The following is a 17,143-nucleotide window of genomic DNA, read 5'->3' on the forward strand; positions in this document are numbered from 1 at the left end:
ACCCTCCGGAGTCGACTCCGGAGGGTGTGCGCATCGGGTGCTTAGCCAATGACCTCGAGGAGCGGGTCCATGGCGAAGTACACGACGAACAGGGCGGAGACGAGCCACATGATCCAGTGGACCTCCTTCGCCTTGCCGGCGGCGACGGCCATGAGGGAGAAGGCGATGAAGCCGACGCCGATGCCGTTGGCGATGGAGTAGGTGAACGGCATGACCACGATGGTGAGGAACGCCGGCAGGGCGATGTGGAACTGGGTCCACTCGATGTCGACGATCTGGGCGATCATGAGGGCACCGACGATGACGAGGACCGGGGCCGCGGCCTCGATCGGGACGACCTCGTACAGCGGGGTGAGGAACATGGCCAGCAGGAACAGGACACCGGTGACGATGTTCGCCAGGCCGGTGCGCGCGCCGTCGGCGACACCGGCCGAGGAGTCGGCGTAGACGGTGGCGGAGGACGAGGAGGTCGCGCCACCGACGATGGCGCCGAAGCCCTCGACGACCAGGGCCTTCTTCATGTCCGGGAGAACGCCGTTCTCGTCGACGAGGTTGCCCTGCTTGCCCAGGGCGGTCATGGTGCCCATGGCGTCGAAGAAGTTGGCCAGGACCAGGGTGAACACGAGCAGCGAGGCGGCGAGGACGCCGACGCGGGTGAACGCACCGAAGATGTCCACGGCACCGACGAGGGAGAGGTCCGGCAGGCCACCGAAGCCCTCCGGCAGGACCGGCACGGCCAGGGACCAGCCGGTCGGGTTGGGCTCACCATCGACGAAGGAGGGGCCGGCCTTGACGGTGGACTCGATGATCATGGCCAGGATGGTGGTGGCCAGGATGCCCAGGAACAGGCCGCCGCGGACCTTGCGGATGACCAGGAAGCCACAGATGATGAGGCCGAGCACGAAGGTGAGGGTCGGCCAGGAGCTGATGGAGCCGTCGATGCCGAGGCCGACGGGGACGGTGGTGCCCGCGGCGTCGGGGACGCGACGGACAAAGCCGGCGTCGACAAGTCCGATCATGGCGATGAACATGCCGATTCCGACACCCATGGCGGCCTTCATGGACGCCGGGATGGCGCGGAAGACGGCGGAGCGGAAACCGGAGACGGCGAGCAGCACGATGATGATGCCGTCGAGGACCACCAGGCCCATGGCCTCCGGCCAGGTCAGGCCCTCGCCGACGACCATGGTCACGGCGACGAGGGTGTTGAGGCCCAGGCCGGCGGCGATGCCGAAGGGGTACCGGGCGATGAAACCGAAGGCGATGGTCATGACGCCGGCGGCGAGGGCGGTGACGGCGGCCACCTGGGGAACACCGAGCACGGTGCCGTTGACGTCGGCCGTGGTGCCGATGATCAGCGGGTTGAGGATGATGATGTAGGCCATCGCGAAGAAGGTGACGACGCCGGCCCGGATCTCGGTGCCGACGCTCGATCCTCGTGCACTGATGTGGAAGAAGCGGTCGAGGGTGCCCCGATCCTGCTGCTCCACAGGCTCCACGGACGGCTGCACGGGTGTGCTCATGTGGTTCCCCTGTTCAGGTTCAACGGTGAATGAAGTTGTTGCTACGTCGTTAATTTCTCACCTCACCCTCGTTTCCACAAAACTTAGGTAGATTCATGGGCGCACCTGAGCCAAGGAGTTGCCCCGTGTTGTACACCTCGACCTTCATGATGCGCGACGGCCATGTCGCGAATCTGGACGCCCACCTCGATCGGCTCCGCGCGGAGGCGTCCCACCATCCCCACGCCGTCGACGAGGTCCTGGCCAAGCTCCGGGAGGCTCCGACGGGTGTCTACCGTCCCCACATCCAGGTCGGGCGGACGACGATCACGGTCGAGCTGCACCCGGCGATCATGCCGCGCGAGGAGGTCACGGTCGACGCCGAAGGTATCCCTGACCAGCGGCGACGCCCCACCCGCAAGGGGCCGGACTTCGGCTGGCAGATGCGTCAGCTCCACATGCTGCGCCACTCCGGCTCCGACGCCGGCCTGCTCATCGACGATCGCGGGATGGTCATCTCCGGCATCTTCTCCGCCCTGCTCTTCCTCCGGGACGGCACCGCGAACATTTCGGCGCACCCGCGGGCGGCGGAGTCCATCACCCTCAACGCGGCACTCGAACTACTCACAGAGGCGGGCGTGAGTGTTGTTGAACACCCCGAGGGGTTCACCATGCCGCAGCTGCGCGGCAACGAGACGTGGCTGCTCAGTTCCGTGGAGGGCGTCCGCAAGATCACCGGCTGGCTCGAGTACGGCTCCGTCCTGCCCCCGCGGGACGGCAACCGACCCCGGATGGGGGCACCCACCCACCGCGAGATCAACGAGCTCATGTGGCAGCGGGCCGGGAAGGTCTAGAAGATCGGCGACTCGTCGTCGAAGGCGTCGGGCCCGTCCTCGAGGAGGGTGTCCGGCGGGGTGTCCGAGTGGGCACCGCAGCCGTAGGTGGCGTGGACGATGTGCCCGTCGGCGGAGTACTCGTTGACGCAGGCCCCGAAGTTCTCGCCCAGGGTGTCCCCCACCTCGACGAAGAAGGCACAGGTCCGGCAGTTGAGGGTGGCCTTCTCCGCGAACTCGCTCGTCGGCCCGAAGTCCCCGGTGCGCCAGCGCTGCTTCGCGTCGTCGAGCCCGCGGCGGGAGAGGATCGTGCGGCCGTCCCCGGTCTCGGTGAGGCGCTCGTCGCCCGGCTCCGGGGGCATGAGGTCGCCGGGGCCGAGGTCACCGGGGCGGATGCGATCGGACCACGGCACCCACTCGGGGGCCCGGAGAGCCTCGCCGGTCGGGGCGGGCACGAGGGCCACCTCGTTGACGGTGACGTAGCGGGAGCCGGAGGCGCACGCCAGCACGGCGTTCCACTCCCAGCCGCTGTAGCCGGGGACATCGGCGGCGAAGCGGTGCGTCGCGACGTTCCGCGTCAGCCCCTGCACACCGATGTGGTCTCCGACGGGCCCGTCCCCGAGTTCCTCCAGGGCGGTGCGGGCGAGGTCGACGGCATGGGCGTCGAGAAGCGGATTCTTGCGGCGACGATGATTGGGGGACACGCCCTCATTATGGGCCATGTGCGGCACAATGGGGGTCATGGGTCTCTCACCAGCGCTGCGCGTCGCCGTCACCGTGTTCTCGCTCGCCTCCGCGGCGGGTGCCAGTTCGTGCGCCCCAGGGGTGGAGGGCGCCCCGGGGGTGGAGCGGCTGGTGCCGGAGGTCGTCGCCACGTATCCCTTCGACGACACCAGCTTCACCCAGGGCCTCGAGAGGGAGGAGGCGGGCACGCTGCTCGTCGGCACCGGGTGGGAGGGCGAGTCCCGTCTCTACCGCGCCACGCTGGAGGGTGAGGAACTGGCCTCGGTCGACCTCGACCCGACCTGGTTCGGCGAGGGCGTCACGCGCCACGACGACCACATCTGGCAGCTGACCTGGCAGGAGAACATCGCGGTGAAGCGGGACGCCGCCACACTCGCGGAGATCGACCGCGCCTCCTACCCCGGCGAGGGCTGGGGCATCTGCTCGACGGGCACGGAGCTCATCATGTCGGACGGGTCGGCGCAACTGCGCCGCCTCGACCCGGACACCTTCGCCGAGCTGGGTCGTTTCGACGTCACGCTCGAGGGCACGGCGCAGAACGGCCTCAACGAGCTGGAGTGCGTCGGCGACGACGTCTACGCCAACGTGTTCCTCAGCACCGACATCGTGCGTATCGACGCCCGCCCCGGCGACACCGCAGGCACCGTCACCGCCGTCATCGACGGCGCGGGCCTGCCGAACAACGCCCGCCCCGACCCCAACCACGTGCTCAACGGGATCGCCCACGTGCCCGACACGGACCGCTTCCTCGTCACCGGCAAACGCTGGCCCGACCTCTACGAGGTCGAGTTCGTGCCCGCTGGGTAGGATTGACTGCCATGGCCACCCCGAAGAAGGCGCGTCAGAAGGCGCTGCTGCAGTTCCTCACTCTCCTGGTCGCTGTCGTCATCATCGTCGTGGCGGCGGTGCTCGCCCAGAACTGGTGGAACAACCGTCCGGGCCCGCAGCCCCACGACGTGACGGTCACCGCCACCAACGGCGACGCGCAGATCGAGGTCTCCCCCTACATCGTGTGCGAACCGGGGCTGGAGTGCCCGGAGGGCGATGTCCCCAACCTGCCGGTCGGCCCGGACGACACCCTCGTCCTCGACATCCCGGAGGACATCCACGACCACGACTGGCAGCTGCTCATGATCTACGACGATCCGGCGGCCAACGACCAGCAGTTCCACGGGGCCTACGACACGACCTCCGTGGAGATCGCCGGCTCGGTCGACCCCGTCAACGAGGGTGATCCCCGCCCCCGCCTCATGGTCGTGGAGATCTCCTCCGCCATGATCGGCCTCGACGCCAACGACGAGGAGACCCCCTACGCCACCGTGTGGTCGCTGAGCACCATGGAGGAGGGTGACACCCTCACCGAGCCGGACTCCCCCGAGTCCCCGTAGACGCCGTTAAGCGTCGAGTTCCTTGGCCACGGCGCGGAGGATCTCCGCGACCTGGCGGCCCACCGGCCGGTCCGGGTAGCGGCCGGCGGCGAGCCCCGGCTGCACCTGCGACTCCAGGACGGTGATGAGGTCCTGGATCATGGAGCCCAGTTCCTCTGGCTTGCGGCGGTTGACGGGACGGCGGCGCGGGGTGTCGAGCACATTGACGCGCAGCGCCTGCGGGCCACGGCGGCCGGCGGCGAAGTCGAACTCGATGCGCTGGCCAGCGACGAGCTCGTCAACGCCCGCGGGCAGCACCTGCTTGCCCACGTACACATCCTCGTCTCCCGGGTTGGAGACGAAACCGAAGCCCTTCTCGGCGTCGTACCACTTCACCTTGCCGATCGGCACAGTGTTCACCATTCCCTTCCTTGGTGTTGATGGTGTTGATCTAGTTGATCGTGAACGAATGAGTATACCCCCGCCACGGTCCGGCCTGATATTTCACTTTCCGGGGCGGTGCCGTTACCGACCCCGCGTGTGTGACGTGAATCATATTAGGCTGAGCTACCTTTTTGACCTGCAATTTCTTCCCTGAATCTCAGCCGTTCTCACCTTTTCTCCACCATTCCGAGAGTTGCGCGTGACTGAAACGTTATAAACCGTTATCGTATGCGGCAGGCACAGCGCAGTTGATGACACCGCCACCCACGCCGAACCCTGTCCGGGAGGCGGATCACCGCGCACCACCGTGCATCCCAAACGTGAACATCCATGTGGACAGGGGCGGGGAAACCACCGCGGGCCCACCAGGTCCGCACCGGTAGGCAGCACCAGCTGCTTTCCTCGGGGTGAAGCCTCACACAGAGGCCGGGCACCAGCACCACAGTGATCCTCCGCCCGAACCCGACAGCTCACCTCGCAGGCGACAACATGAGAGGAACACACCACCATGGCACGCCACTCCCGCAAGACCGTCTCCGTGACCGCCAAGTTCGCCGCCACCACCGCCGCCTTCGGCACCGCCGCCGCCCTCCTGGCCCCGGCCGCCGCCGCAGCCCCGGACTCCGACTGGGACCGCCTCGCACAGTGCGAGTCCGGCGGCAACTGGTCCATCAACACCGGCAACGGCTACCACGGTGGCCTGCAGTTCTCCCCGTCCACCTGGGCCGCCTACGGTGGCACCCAGTACGCTCCGTACGCCTACCAGGCCACCCGTGAGCAGCAGATCGCCGTCGCCGAGAAGACCCTCGCCGGCCAGGGCTGGGGCGCATGGCCCGCCTGCTCCGCACGTCTGGGCCTCAACTCCGCCCCGACCCCGCGCACCGTCGCAGCCCAGGCTCCGGCCCAGGTCAAGCAGGTTGTCCGCCAGGCTGAGGAGCAGGCCGCAGAGTCCTCCGACGCCCTCGCCGTCGACGCCCTGTACAACCACCTGCGTGGCACCCTGTCCTCCTTCGGCCTGCCGATGCCGGCCGGCATCGAGGCCGCCTACGCAGCCAACCGCGACAACTTCGATGCCTTCTACGCCGCCAACCGCGGCACCATCGACTCCATCGTCGGCCTCTAGGACACCGAGTCCTCCACGCCCCACCGGCCCACCGGTGGGGCGTCCGCGATTCCGACCCCGGATGCGGGAGGACAGCGGACACAGGGCCCAAGCACGGATCCCCCGGACACCACACACAACGGTGTGGCGCCCGGGGGATCCGTGCGCTTCGTTAGGAGTCCGACACCCTACTTGTTGATACGGGTGTACGGGTGGACGTAGCCGAGTTCCTCTGCCGGCACCGGCAGAACCAGGTCGTCGCCGTAGGGGCTGGAAGCGCCAGCCAGGGTGGAGGTAATTTCGGTCACGACGTGGCCGTCGTTGCGCGGGATGTGCTTGGGCCAGCCCGGATCGACGTAGCCGCTCTTCTCAACGTTAGACATGCCCCATATTGTTGCAAACCTCTGACGGAAAAGTAACTTGAACTGCAACTAAAATCGGCCACACCATGTCTGCCACCCCCGAAAGCCCCGATTTCCGCACCTGGTTGAGCGAGCGGGATGACCTCGAGCTGGCGAATCTCCTGCGCTCCCGCCCGGATGTCGCCCTGCCGCTACCCCCGGGCATCACCCCCCTGGCGGCTCGTCTGCAGTTGCGGGCCTCGGTGGGACGGGCCGTGCGCACCCTCACCGCCCTGCAGCTGGCCACGCTCGAGGCGGCGGCGAACCTGGGCGGGGAGCTGGAGGCGGTGTCGCGGGAGGACATCATCGCGGCGGTGCCCGCGGACGCGCCTGTCGTCGGGGAGGCGATCGATCATCTCGTCGGCCTCGCGCTCCTCTACGGCACGGATTCCGCCCTGCGGGTAGCGGGCGAGGCGATGGCGTCACTGCCCACCGACTGGCAGCTGCTCGACGACGCCCCCGCCACCCCGTCCCTGCCGATCGAGGGGTTGACGGAGAAGCAGCGCGCGATCCTCGACACGCTCCTCCACTCCGGCGGCGTCGGCCGGACGAAGCACGCCGCCCCGGACGCGGATCCGACGCATCCGATCCCGGAGCTCATCAACGCCGGTCTGCTCGTCCGCGTCGACGCCGGCACGGTGCGCCTTCCCCGCCGCGTCCGGGCCGCGTTGCGCGGGCGGGACTTCGTGCGTCGTCCACTCACCCCCTCGCCCCGGGTCCGTGGGGAGATGCTTGCCGACGACCGCGCGCGCACCCGCGCCGACCAGGTCGGGGCGGCCGCCGGGCTGGAGGTGGCCCGCCATCTGCGGCACCTCATCGAACATCTGGGACCGGAGCCGGCTCCCTTGCTCAAGGAGGGCGGGGTGGGTGTGCGGGCCGTCACCACCCTGGCCCGCGCCCTCGGTATCACCGAGGTGGAGGTCCACCGCCTCGTCTCCCTCGGGCTGGCTGCGGGTCTCCTCGCCCGCGGTGACGTCGCCGACGAGGACGTCCTCGCCCCCACCGTCGCCGCCGACGAGTGGCTGGAGGCCGACCTGGCGACGCGCTGGCTGACCATGGCCGTCGGCTGGCTGGAGTCCCCGTGGGCCCCGTGGCTGGTGGGCACCCCGGACGAAAGGAAGGCCCCGATCCGGCTGCTGGCCGACGCCATGCACCGCCCCCCGCTGGTCGAGCAGCGCCGCATGGTCATCAGCCAGTACGCCCTCCCGCCCGCGGGGACCGACGTCGCCGACGAGGAGCTGCGCGACGACTTCTTCTTCTCCCATCCCATCGCCGCCACGCTCCTGCCCGACGAGACCGTCACCGCCATCATCGGGGAGGCCCGCTGGATCGGGCTGCTCGCCGGCGGCACCGCCACCTCGCTGCTGCGCGCGCTTCTCGACGCCACCGTCGACCCCCTCGCCGTCGCCGCCGAGGTCACCCCGGGCACCGTCGAGCGTCTCATCCCGCAGGGCGACATGACGATCCTCGCCCCCGGCCCCCTCCCGCGGGCCCTGCAGACGGAGCTCGACCTGCTGGGGGAGATCGAATCCGCCGGACTGGCCAGCGTCTACCGTGTCACCGACTCCTCCGTCCGCCGAGCCCTGGACACCGGGCGCACGGCGGAGCAGCTGAAGAACTGGCTCGCCGATCACACGCTCGGGGACGTCCCGCAGTCCATCCTCTATCTCATCGACGACGTCGCCCGCCGCCACGGCACGCTGCGCGGCGGGCCGGCGATGAGCTACCTGCGCTGCAACGACCCCTCGCTGCTCGCCGAGGCCGTGCGCACCCCGGCCGCGGAGAACGTCGCCCTCCGGCTCATCGCCCCGACGGTCGCCGTCGCGCAGGCCCCGCTGGTCCGGGTCATCGAGGAGCTGCGCGCGGCCGGGTTCCAGCCCGTCGCGGAGGATTCGACCGGAGCCGCCCTCGACATCCGCCCGTCCCCGGCGCGTCTGCCCGCCCGGGACATCCCGACCCGCCGCCCGCAGCAGCTGGAGGAGTCGCGGATCCAGGCCGCGGTGGCCGCCATCCGCCGCCACGACGCCGGGGAGACCGTCACCCCGGAGGACACCCGCACCACACTGGCCATCCTGCAGGCGGCGGCACGGGGTGGGCGATCGGTGACGCTGGGGTTCGTCGACAAGCACGGGCGGGCCGTCCACAAGACGGTGACGCCGCTGACGGTGACCGGTGGGCAGGTCGACGCCCTCGACGAGGTGTCCGGCCAGGTGCAGCGCTTCACCCTCCACCGGATCACCGAGGTGCTGCTGGGGTAGGCGGCGGCACTGCTCACCCGCTGACCTGCCATACTGGTCCGCATGGCTTTCGGTGACGGACCCCTGATCGTGCAGTCGGACAAGACGGTGCTCCTGGAGATCGATCACGCCCTGGCCGACGAGGCCCGGGCCGCCCTCGCCCCCTTCGCGGAGCTGGAGCGCGCCCCGGAACACGTCCACACCTACCGCATCACCCCGCTGGCCCTGTGGAACGCCCGCGCCGCGGGGCACGACGCGGAGCAGGTCGTCGACGTCCTCGAGCGCTACTCCCGGTTCCCGGTTCCCCAGCCCCTGCTCATCGACGTCGCCGAGACGATGTCCCGCTACGGGCGCGTGCGCCTGCACAAGCACCCCGCCCACGGGCTCATCCTCGAGTCCGCGGAGCCGGCAATCCTCGCGGAGCTGCAGCGGCACAAGAAGATCAGGCCGATGCTCGGTGAACCCGTCGACGCGGAGAACATCCCCGTCCACCCCTCGGAGCGCGGCCGCCTCAAGCAGGAGCTGCTCAAGGTGGGCTGGCCGGCGGAGGATCTGGCGGGCTACGTCGACGGCGAGTCCCACCCCATCGCCCTGTCCACGGAGAACGAGGACTGGGAGCTGCGCGACTACCAGCGCTACGCCGCCGACTCCTTCTGGGAGGGTGGGTCGGGCGTCGTCGTCCTGCCCTGTGGAGCGGGTAAGACGATGGTCGGCGCGGCGTCGATGGCACGTGCCCAGGCCACCACGCTCATCCTCGTGACGAACACCGTCGCCGGGCGGCAGTGGCGCAGCGAACTCCTGCGCCGCACCACGCTGACCGAGGACGAGATCGGCGAGTACTCCGGCGAGCGCAAGGAGATCCGCCCGGTCACCATCGCCACCTACCAGGTGGTCACCCGGAAGACGCAGGGCGAGTACCGGGCACTCGAGCTCTTCGACTCCCGCGACTGGGGGCTGATCATCTACGACGAGGTCCATCTCCTCCCCGCCCCCGTCTTCCGCATGACCTCCGACCTGCAGTCCCGACGCCGCCTCGGGCTCACCGCCACCCTCGTCCGCGAGGACGGCCGCGAGGGCGACGTCTTCTCCCTCATCGGCCCGAAGCGTTACGACGCCCCCTGGAAGGATATCGAGGCCATGGGCTTCATCGCCTCCGCGGAGTGCGTCGAGGTCCGCACCACCATGAGTGAATCGGAGCGCATGGTCTACGCCACCGCGGAGACCGCCGACCGCTACCGTCTGGCGGCGAGCGCCTCCGGGAAGATGCGCGTCGTCGAGAAGCTCCTGGAACGCCACCGCGAGCAGCCGACGCTCATCATCGGCGCCTACCTCGACCAGCTCGAGGAGCTCTCCGCGCGTTTCGACGCCCCCGTCATCGAGGGCCGGACCTCGAACAAGCGGCGCGAGGAACTGTTCGACCAGTTCCGCTCCGGGGAGATCTCCGTGCTCGTGGTGAGCAAGGTGGCGAACTTCTCCATCGACCTGCCGGAGGCGGCCGTCGCGATCCAGGTGTCCGGCACCTTCGGCTCCCGCCAGGAGGAGGCCCAGCGCCTCGGGCGGCTGCTGCGCCCCAAGGCCGACGGCGGCGAGGCCCACTTCTACTCCATCGTCTCCCGCGACACCCTCGACTCCGAGTACGCGGCGCACCGCCAGCGCTTCCTCGCCGAGCAGGGCTACGCCTACCGGATCGTCGATGCCGACGACCTCGACCAGCTCGATTAGGCTGACACGCATGAAGGTATTCAGGTTCCAGGTGGACGAGCCGTTCGCGAAGAAGAACAACGAGATGCTCAAGGACACGCGGCGGCTGCAGGTCTCCGCGATCGTGTTCGGCATCATCCTCGCGATCGTCGCGGCGCTGCTCTTCGCGTTCCTCGGCACGGACTCCGCCACCGGGCTCATCGGCGGCATCATCGCCGGCACCTTCGCCCTGCTGTGTTTCTTCCTCGCGGTCGTCGTGCCGCGCAAGGTCGGCGGCGCACAGGAACTCTACGACACCTACCCGCTGGCCCCGGCCGTCATCGCCGAGGTCAACGAGCGCGACTACGTCATCATGGCGCTGGTTAACACCAACGTGAATCCGCAGGCCTCGCCGCGCTGGGGTGCCGCCCTGCGCACCGTCACCCGAATCGAGGGCATCAAGGACCCCAAGCTGGGTACCCGCATCCCGGTGGCCGCCGTGCAGGGTCGCCGCAGCGTCGGCGACCAGGAGCACTGGGACGAGATCTCCCCCATGCCGATCGCGTGGGGCACCCCGGACCAGGAGATCGTCACCGCCGCCCGCAAGGCCATCCCCGAGGATCAGTGGTCGCGCCTGGACAAGGCCCGCAAGCGCCTCGACGAGGTCAAGGCCACCAGGTTCAACCTGCTGGTCCTGTAGCGCGTCGCCACCAGAGAGGTCACCCCATGAGCCGTTCCGTCCGTCGTCTCCGCGAGTTCAGTGAGACCGTCTTCGCCACCATGACCGCCCGCGCCACCGAGTTCGACGCCGTCAACCTCGGCCAGGGCTTCCCGGATTCCGACGGCCCGCCCCGCATGCTCGAGATCGCGTGCGAGGAGATCCGTTCCGGCAACAACCAGTACGGCCCCGGCCGCGGCCTGCCCGTGCTGCGGGAGGCCGTCGCCGCCCAGCGCTCGCGCGACCACGGGATCGGTTACGACCCGGACACCGAGGTGCTCATCACCGTCGGCGCCACCGAGGCGATCTCCGCGACGGTCCTCGGCCTGGTGGAGCCGGGTTCGGAGGTCATCGTCCTCGAGCCCTACTACGACGCCTACGCCGCGGCCATCGCCCTGGCCGGCGCCCGTCGCGTCGCCGTCCCGTTGGCCGCCGATGGTGCCACCTGGACCGTCGATGTCGACGCCGTGCGCGCGGCGATCACGTCCGACACGGCGATGCTCATCATCAACTCGCCGCACAACCCCACCGGTTCCGTGTTCGGTCGTGACGTCCTCACCGAGCTGGCCGCGGTCTGCGTCGAGCACGACCTGCTCGTGCTCTCCGACGAGGTCTACGAGAACCTCATCTTCGACGCCACCCACACCGCGGTCGCCTCCCTGCCGGGCATGTGGGAGCGCACCGTCACCGTGTCCTCCGCGGCGAAGTCGTGGAACGTCACCGGCTGGAAGACCGGGTGGGCGCTCGCCCCGGCCCCGCTTCTCGACGCCGTCGTCACCGCCAAACAGTTCATGTCCTACGTCGGTGCCACGCCCTTCCAACCGGCCGTGGCGCATGCGCTCAACCACGAGCAGGAGTGGCTGCGCGGCATGGTCGCGGAGCTGGCCACCGGCCGCGACATCCTCGTCGCCGGGCTGCGGGAGGCGGGGCTGCAGGTGCACGACACGTCCGGCACGTATTTCGTCGTCGCCGACATCGGTGAGTCCGGTGACGGCCTCCAGTTCTGCCTCGACCTGCCCGAGCGGATCGGGGTGGCCGCCATCCCGGTGCAGGTGTTCTGCGACGATCCGGGCCCGTGGCGGTCGAAGGTGCGTTTCGCGTTCGGCAAACAGCACGGGACGCTCCACCGTGGGGTGGAGCGTCTGCGGTTACTCGACAGCCGTCAGGGGTGAGGTCCGGGCCGCCCGGCGGGCCGGCCACAGCGCCGCGATGACGCCGACGAGGACTGCGGCGACGGGTACCACGGCCAGCTGTTCCCAGGGGATGGCCCAGCGCTCGATGCCCTGCCCGTCCTGGGTCCTCACCAGACACCAGCCGAGCCACACGCCGGAGGCCACGCCGGCCCCGGCCCCGAGGACGGCGATGAGGACGGATTCGAGGGTGATCATCCGGCGGATCTGACCCTGCTGCATGCCGACGGCCCGGAGCATTCCGTACTCATGGGTGCGCTCCATGATGGACAAACTGAGAGTGTTGATGATGCCCAGCACCGCGATGACCACGCTCAGCGCCAGCAGCGCGTAGACGACGGCGAGCAGCTGGTCGATCTGCGCGGCCGCGGAGACCTGGTACTCGGTGGGCGTCATGGCCTGCAGCACGCCGTAGCTCGCGGCCTCGGCGGAGACCCGCTCGTACACGGCCCCGGCATCCGCGTCGTCCGCGAAGGTGACGAATAACGTCTGGGTGAACCAGGTCGCCGGGTCCGGGAGGAGCTCGGCCACGGTCGCCCGGCTGACGGCCAGCGGCGTGTAGGCGGAGGAGTTCTCCCAGATGACACGCACCGGCACCTCGACGGTGCTCTCGGTGACGGACGAGGTCACCTCCACGAGATCCCCCACACCCACGTCGAGCTCGCGGGCGGTGTCCCGGCTCAGGCCCACGCCCGGCCGCTCGGCGATGTCGTCGAAGCCGCCGCCGAGGACCTCCAGGGTGAGGGCCATCCGGGAGTCGGTGTCGAGTACGGCGGTCACTCCCCCGGCCTCGTCACGGGAGCCGGCCTTGCCGTCGACGGACAGCGGCACCCACGTGACGGTGACGATGCCCTCCACCCCGTCCATCCCCTCGATGGTGTCGACGGTCTGCTCCGGGATGGACTGGTTGCTCACCACTCCCGCGCTGACGACGGCGTCGGCGGTCATCTCCTCCTCGATGGCGCCGAAGACGGAGAACTTGATCGACGCGCCGAGGATGCCGACCGCGCACACCAGCGCCACGCCGAGGGTGAGCGCGAAGGCGGTGGCGGCGGTGCGCCGCGGGTTGCGGGAGAGGTTGGTGCGGGCGAGCAGCGGCACCACCGCACCCGACCGGGAGCGCCACGCGAACACGTGGCGGGCCACCCCGGCGAGCAGCAGCAGGACTCCGAGGATGAGCAGCACGGTGCCGATGCCGAGATACACCGTCCGGGTGGACGTCGACCAGTCGCCGACGACGGCGGCGGCGAGCGACGTCGTCAAGCCCGCGACGAGAAGCAGGCCGCCGATGAGCGCCGCCTCCACAAGGACGGAGCCGGTGAGCTGCGGGCGCGACATGCCGAGCGCGCGCAGCAGGGCGAACTCGCGGGTGCGGTGGCCGACGAGCATGGAGAACGTGTTGGAGATGATGAACGTGCCCACCAGCAGGGCGACGGGCCCGAAAGCCAGGAGGATGTAGGTAAAGAAGGAGAGCATCTGCCGGATCTCCTCCGAGTCCTCCTCGGCGGCCTGTCCGGCGGTGCGGAGATCGGCATCCGGGTAGGCCTCCCGCAGGGTGTCGAGGGTGACGTCGCCCCGCAGCAGGATTCGTCCCGTCGTCCCCGTGGGGGCGTAGTCCGCGCGGAACACCTCCTCGCTCACCTGCACGCCGGCCCAGCCGCCGCTGGCGATGCCCGCCTCCGTGATGCCCACGAGCAAGTAGTCGGTGCGCCCCACCGAGTCGATGACGGTGACGGTGTCCCCCACCTGCAGTTCCCCGCGCTCGGCGGCGCCACTGTTGATGACGGCCTCCCCCGGGCCCTCTGGGACCCGCCCCTCGGAGACCGTGAACGTCACGGTGATCAAGTCCTCCGGTGGGACGGAGGGCAGCAGCCAGGTGCCGGCACCGCCGGACTGGTAGGTGTCCCCGTCGGGCCCGAGCAGGACGACGGGGAGCATGTCGGTGGTCTCCACTTTCTCCACGTCCGGCCGCGCCGCGATCTCCTCCGCCATGTCGAGCGTGAGCGGGTGATCCGGGGAGGAGGTGAACACGAGGTCGGCCCCCTCTTACTGCCCGGAGGTGATGTCGTCGAAGGCCTTGGACAACGAGGCGGTGAGGATGAATCCGCCGGCGACGAACGTGGTGCCCAGGACAACGGCCAGCATGGTCATGAGGAAGCGCAGCCTGTGGGCCGCGAGGCTGCGCAGCGAGATCTTCTGCAGGATGCCGAGGGAGGTCATCGCTCGAACCCCGTCATCACGGTGAGGATGGCCTCCGCGTCCGGGTCGCGCAGTTCATGGACCAGTTTCCCGTCCGCGAGGAAGAGCACCCGGTCCGCCCATGCCGCGGCCGTCGGGTCGTGGGAGACGATGACCACCGTCTGCCCCATCTCATCCACCGCCGACCGTAGGATGGCCAGCACCTCATGCGAGGCATTCGAGTCGAGGTTGCCGGTCGGCTCATCCCCGAAGATGATCTCCGGTCTCGAGACGATCGCCCGTGCGCACGCCACCCGCTGCTGCTGTCCGCCCGACAGCTCCGCCGGACGGTGGTCCAGGCGGTCGGCGATCCCGAAACGCCCGGTCACTTCCTCGAACCACTGCTTATCGACGCCCCCTCCGGCGGTCTTCGCCGGCAGCGTGATGTTCTCCTCCGCGGTGAGCGTCGTCACGAGGTTGAAGGACTGGAAGATGAAGCCCAGGCGGTCGCGCCGCAGGGCGGTGATCTCCCTGTCCCTGAGGTGCGCCAGGTCGGTGTCGCCGATGACCGCGGAGCCGGAGGTGGGGGCGTCGAGACCCGCCATGCAGTGCATGAGCGTCGACTTCCCCGACCCGGACGGGCCCATGACCGCCGTGAACTCCCCCTTCCCCAGCTCCACGGTGATGCCCTCCAGGGCGTGGACGGCGGTGTCTCCGGATCCGTAGGTCTTGCGCAGGTCAACGGCGCGGGCGGCGGGTGGTCGGGGGTCCATGGCTATCGCCTCTTCAGTTGTGGGGTGGATGTGACGGGCGGGGGCCGTCACCCTCATTGTCTCCTCGGGTGGAGGAAAGAACCATCGGTGGACACCCTGATATCCGCCCCCGCAACTAGACTCGTGTCATGAACAACCCCGACATCAAGCCCCGTTCCCGCGACGTCACCGACGGCCTGGAGTCCACCGCCTCCCGCGGCATGCTCCGCGCCGTCGGCATGAGTGACGACGACTGGGAGAAACCCCAGATCGGCGTCGCCTCCTCCTGGAACGAGATCACCCCCTGCAACCTCACCCTGCGCAAACTCGCGGAGCACGCGAAGCAGGGCGTCCACGCCGCCGGCGGCTATCCGCTCGAGTTCGGCACGATCTCCGTCTCCGACGGCATCTCCATGGGCCACGAGGGCATGCACTACTCCCTCGTCTCCCGCGAGGTCATCACCGATTCCGTCGAGACCGTCATGTCCGCCGAGCGTCTCGACGGTTCCGTGCTCCTCGCCGGCTGCGACAAGTCGATCCCCGGCATGCTCATGGCCGCCGCCCGCCTCAACCTCTCGAGCGTGTTCCTCTACAACGGCTCCACCATGCCCGGCACGGCCCGCTTCGCCGACGGTTCCGAGCAGGAGGTCACCCTCATCGACGCCTTCGAGGCCGTCGGTGCCTGCCGGGCCGGGACACTCAGCCAGGAGGACGTCGATGTCATCGAACGCGCCATCTGCCCCGGTGAGGGCGCGTGCGGTGGCATGTACACCGCCAACACCATGGCCTCCGCCGCGGAGGCCATGGGCATGTCCCTGCCGGGCAGCGCCGCTCCCCCGGCCGTCCACCGCGACCGGGTGGCCTACGCACAACAGTCCGGCGAGGCCGTGGTGCGGCTCCTCGAACGCGGCATCACCGCCCGCGACATCATCACCCGTGAGTCCCTCCTCAACGCCGTCGCCGTCGTCATGGCACTGGGCGGGTCCACCAACGCGGTCCTCCACCTGCTGGCCATCGCGCGAGAGGCCGACGTCGAGCTCACCCTCGACGACTTCAACGCCGTCTCCGACAAGGTCCCCCACCTGGGCAATCTCAAGCCCTTCGGCCGTTACGTCATGGCGGATGTCTTCCGCATCGGAGGGATCCCCGTGGTCATGCGGGCGCTTCTCGACGCCGGCCTCCTCCACGGTGACTGCCTCACCGTCACCGGACGCACCGTCGCCGAGAACCTGACGGACGTCAATCCCCCGGATCCGGACGGCCACATCCTGCGCGCGCTCGACAATCCCCTCCACGCCAGCGGTGGGCTGAGCATCCTCCACGGATCCCTCGCTCCGGAGGGGGCGGTGGTGAAGACCGCCGGTTTCGATGCCGAGGTGTTCGAGGGCACCGCACGCGTCTTCGACCGGGAGCAGCCGGCAATGGACGCCGTGCTCAACGGTGAGCTGAAGAAGAGAGACGTCGTGGTCATCCGCTATGAGGGCCCCAAGGGTGGGCCCGGCATGCGGGAGATGCTCGCCATCACCGGCGCGATCAAGGGTGCCGGCATCGGCGAGGACGTCCTTCTCATCACCGACGGCCGCTTCTCCGGCGGATCCACCGGACTGTGCATCGGTCACGTGGCCCCCGAGGCGGTCGACGGCGGACCGATCGCCTTCGTCGAGGACGGCGACCCTATCCGTGTGGACATCCCCGCCCGGACAATCGATGTCGAGATCTCCCCCGCGGAGCTCGAGCGCCGCCGGGCCGCGTGGCGGGTGCCGGCGAATCCCCGTCTGCACGGCGTGCTGGGCAAGTACGCGAAGCTGGTGCATTCCGCTGCGGAAGGGGCGGTCTGTTACTAGTGGAATCGCGGATGAAGGGAGGGGCTTCGCTGTGTAGCGGAGCCCCTCCCTTCGGTTTATTGAGTTGTTGTTGTTTTTAGTGTCGGCGGTAACTTACTCTCCCACACCCTCCCGAGTGCAGTACCATCAGCGCGGGCAGGCTTAGCTTCCG

Annotated in this window: 16 protein-coding genes and 1 riboswitch; of the genes, 9 read left to right on the plus strand and 7 right to left on the minus strand. The window is 69.3% G+C overall.

Annotated features, from left to right (window positions below; genetic code table 11):
* Window positions 1-41: 41 nt before the first annotated feature.
* The gene (locus B9Y70_RS10195) at window positions 42-1,523 is read right to left on the minus strand and encodes an NCS2 family permease (protein ID WP_085550155.1); all 1,482 of its coding nucleotides are present in this window, start codon (window positions 1,521-1,523) and stop codon (window positions 42-44) included.
* A gap of 125 nt (window positions 1,524-1,648) precedes the next feature.
* On the opposite strand from B9Y70_RS10195, the gene B9Y70_RS10200 reads away from it, so the two are divergent.
* A complete protein-coding gene (locus tag B9Y70_RS10200) occupies window positions 1,649-2,356 on the plus strand; it encodes an aminotransferase class IV (protein WP_159449808.1) in 708 nt (235 codons plus the stop codon).
* Here B9Y70_RS10200 and B9Y70_RS10205 read toward each other — a convergent pair.
* Entirely contained in the window at window positions 2,353-3,057 is a 705-nt protein-coding gene (locus tag B9Y70_RS10205) for a DUF3027 domain-containing protein (RefSeq protein ID WP_085550180.1), read from the minus strand. The genes B9Y70_RS10200 and B9Y70_RS10205 overlap by 4 nt on opposite strands.
* 19 nt (window positions 3,058-3,076) lie before the next feature.
* Between B9Y70_RS10205 and B9Y70_RS10210 the strand changes: the two genes are divergently transcribed.
* Window positions 3,077-3,886 carry a glutaminyl-peptide cyclotransferase gene (locus tag B9Y70_RS10210; protein WP_240309231.1) on the plus strand — a complete coding sequence of 270 codons (810 nt, stop codon included), beginning with the start codon at window positions 3,077-3,079 and terminating at the stop codon, window positions 3,884-3,886.
* An 11-nt stretch (window positions 3,887-3,897) separates the two neighbouring features.
* A complete protein-coding gene (locus B9Y70_RS10215; protein WP_085550158.1) occupies window positions 3,898-4,467 on the plus strand; it encodes a DUF2771 domain-containing protein in 570 nt (189 codons plus the stop codon).
* 6 nt (window positions 4,468-4,473) lie between these two features.
* On the opposite strand, the gene B9Y70_RS10220 is transcribed toward B9Y70_RS10215, so the two are convergent.
* Window positions 4,474-4,857, minus strand: coding sequence for a cold-shock protein (locus tag B9Y70_RS10220; protein WP_085550181.1), 384 nt, complete (start codon window positions 4,855-4,857; stop codon window positions 4,474-4,476).
* Window positions 4,858-5,199: 342 nt separating this feature from the next.
* A riboswitch (cyclic di-AMP (ydaO/yuaA leader) is annotated at window positions 5,200-5,389 on the plus strand.
* Window positions 5,390-5,398: 9 nt separating this feature from the next.
* On the opposite strand from B9Y70_RS10220, the gene B9Y70_RS10225 reads away from it, so the two are divergent.
* On the plus strand, window positions 5,399-6,013 hold the full coding sequence (locus tag B9Y70_RS10225) for a resuscitation-promoting factor Rpf1 domain-containing protein (protein WP_085550159.1): 615 nt from the start codon (window positions 5,399-5,401) through the stop codon (window positions 6,011-6,013).
* A 167-nt stretch (window positions 6,014-6,180) separates the two neighbouring features.
* On the opposite strand, the gene B9Y70_RS10230 is transcribed toward B9Y70_RS10225, so the two are convergent.
* Window positions 6,181-6,375, minus strand: a complete 195-nt coding sequence (locus B9Y70_RS10230) for a hypothetical protein (RefSeq protein ID WP_085550160.1) — start codon at window positions 6,373-6,375, stop codon at window positions 6,181-6,183.
* A 65-nt stretch (window positions 6,376-6,440) separates the two neighbouring features.
* Here B9Y70_RS10230 and B9Y70_RS10235 point away from each other — a divergent pair, with 65 nt between their 5' ends.
* From B9Y70_RS10235 to B9Y70_RS10250, 4 genes are read left to right on the plus strand one after another with little or no spacing between them, the layout of a single operon-like run.
* Window positions 6,441-8,651: a helicase-associated domain-containing protein gene (locus B9Y70_RS10235; protein ID WP_085550161.1), complete on the plus strand. Its 2,211-nt coding sequence runs from the start codon at window positions 6,441-6,443 to the stop codon at window positions 8,649-8,651.
* Between the two features lie 42 nt (window positions 8,652-8,693).
* Window positions 8,694-10,352: a DNA repair helicase XPB gene (locus B9Y70_RS10240; RefSeq protein WP_085550162.1), complete on the plus strand. Its 1,659-nt coding sequence runs from the start codon at window positions 8,694-8,696 to the stop codon at window positions 10,350-10,352.
* A 10-nt stretch (window positions 10,353-10,362) separates the two neighbouring features.
* Window positions 10,363-11,010 (plus strand): DUF3239 domain-containing protein, encoded by a 648-nt coding sequence (locus tag B9Y70_RS10245; protein ID WP_085550163.1) that lies wholly within the window; start codon window positions 10,363-10,365, stop codon window positions 11,008-11,010.
* A 26-nt stretch (window positions 11,011-11,036) separates the two neighbouring features.
* Window positions 11,037-12,200 (plus strand): pyridoxal phosphate-dependent aminotransferase, encoded by a 1,164-nt coding sequence (locus B9Y70_RS10250; RefSeq protein WP_085550164.1) that lies wholly within the window; start codon window positions 11,037-11,039, stop codon window positions 12,198-12,200.
* Here B9Y70_RS10250 and B9Y70_RS10255 read toward each other — a convergent pair.
* The 3 genes from B9Y70_RS10255 to B9Y70_RS10260 are packed head-to-tail and all read right to left on the minus strand — an operon-like array spanning window position 12,177 to window position 15,169.
* Complete coding sequence (locus B9Y70_RS10255; protein WP_085550165.1) at window positions 12,177-14,249, minus strand: ABC transporter permease; 2,073 nt, start codon at window positions 14,247-14,249, stop codon at window positions 12,177-12,179. The two genes, B9Y70_RS10250 and B9Y70_RS10255, sit on opposite strands and share 24 nt — an antisense overlap.
* A 15-nt stretch (window positions 14,250-14,264) precedes the next feature.
* The gene (locus B9Y70_RS12810; protein ID WP_159449809.1) at window positions 14,265-14,438 is read right to left on the minus strand and encodes a hypothetical protein; all 174 of its coding nucleotides are present in this window, start codon (window positions 14,436-14,438) and stop codon (window positions 14,265-14,267) included.
* Window positions 14,435-15,169 carry an ABC transporter ATP-binding protein gene (locus B9Y70_RS10260; RefSeq protein WP_085550166.1) on the minus strand — a complete coding sequence of 245 codons (735 nt, stop codon included), beginning with the start codon at window positions 15,167-15,169 and terminating at the stop codon, window positions 14,435-14,437. The genes B9Y70_RS12810 and B9Y70_RS10260 overlap by 4 nt, the downstream gene beginning before the upstream one ends.
* A gap of 128 nt (window positions 15,170-15,297) precedes the next feature.
* On the opposite strand from B9Y70_RS10260, the gene ilvD reads away from it, so the two are divergent.
* Window positions 15,298-16,992, plus strand: a complete 1,695-nt coding sequence (gene ilvD, locus B9Y70_RS10265; protein ID WP_085550167.1) for a dihydroxy-acid dehydratase — start codon at window positions 15,298-15,300, stop codon at window positions 16,990-16,992.
* Window positions 16,993-17,143 lie beyond the last annotated feature (151 nt).

The organism is Corynebacterium pollutisoli (assembly GCF_900177745.1).
Classification (GTDB): Bacteria; Actinomycetota; Actinomycetes; order Mycobacteriales; family Mycobacteriaceae; genus Corynebacterium; species Corynebacterium pollutisoli.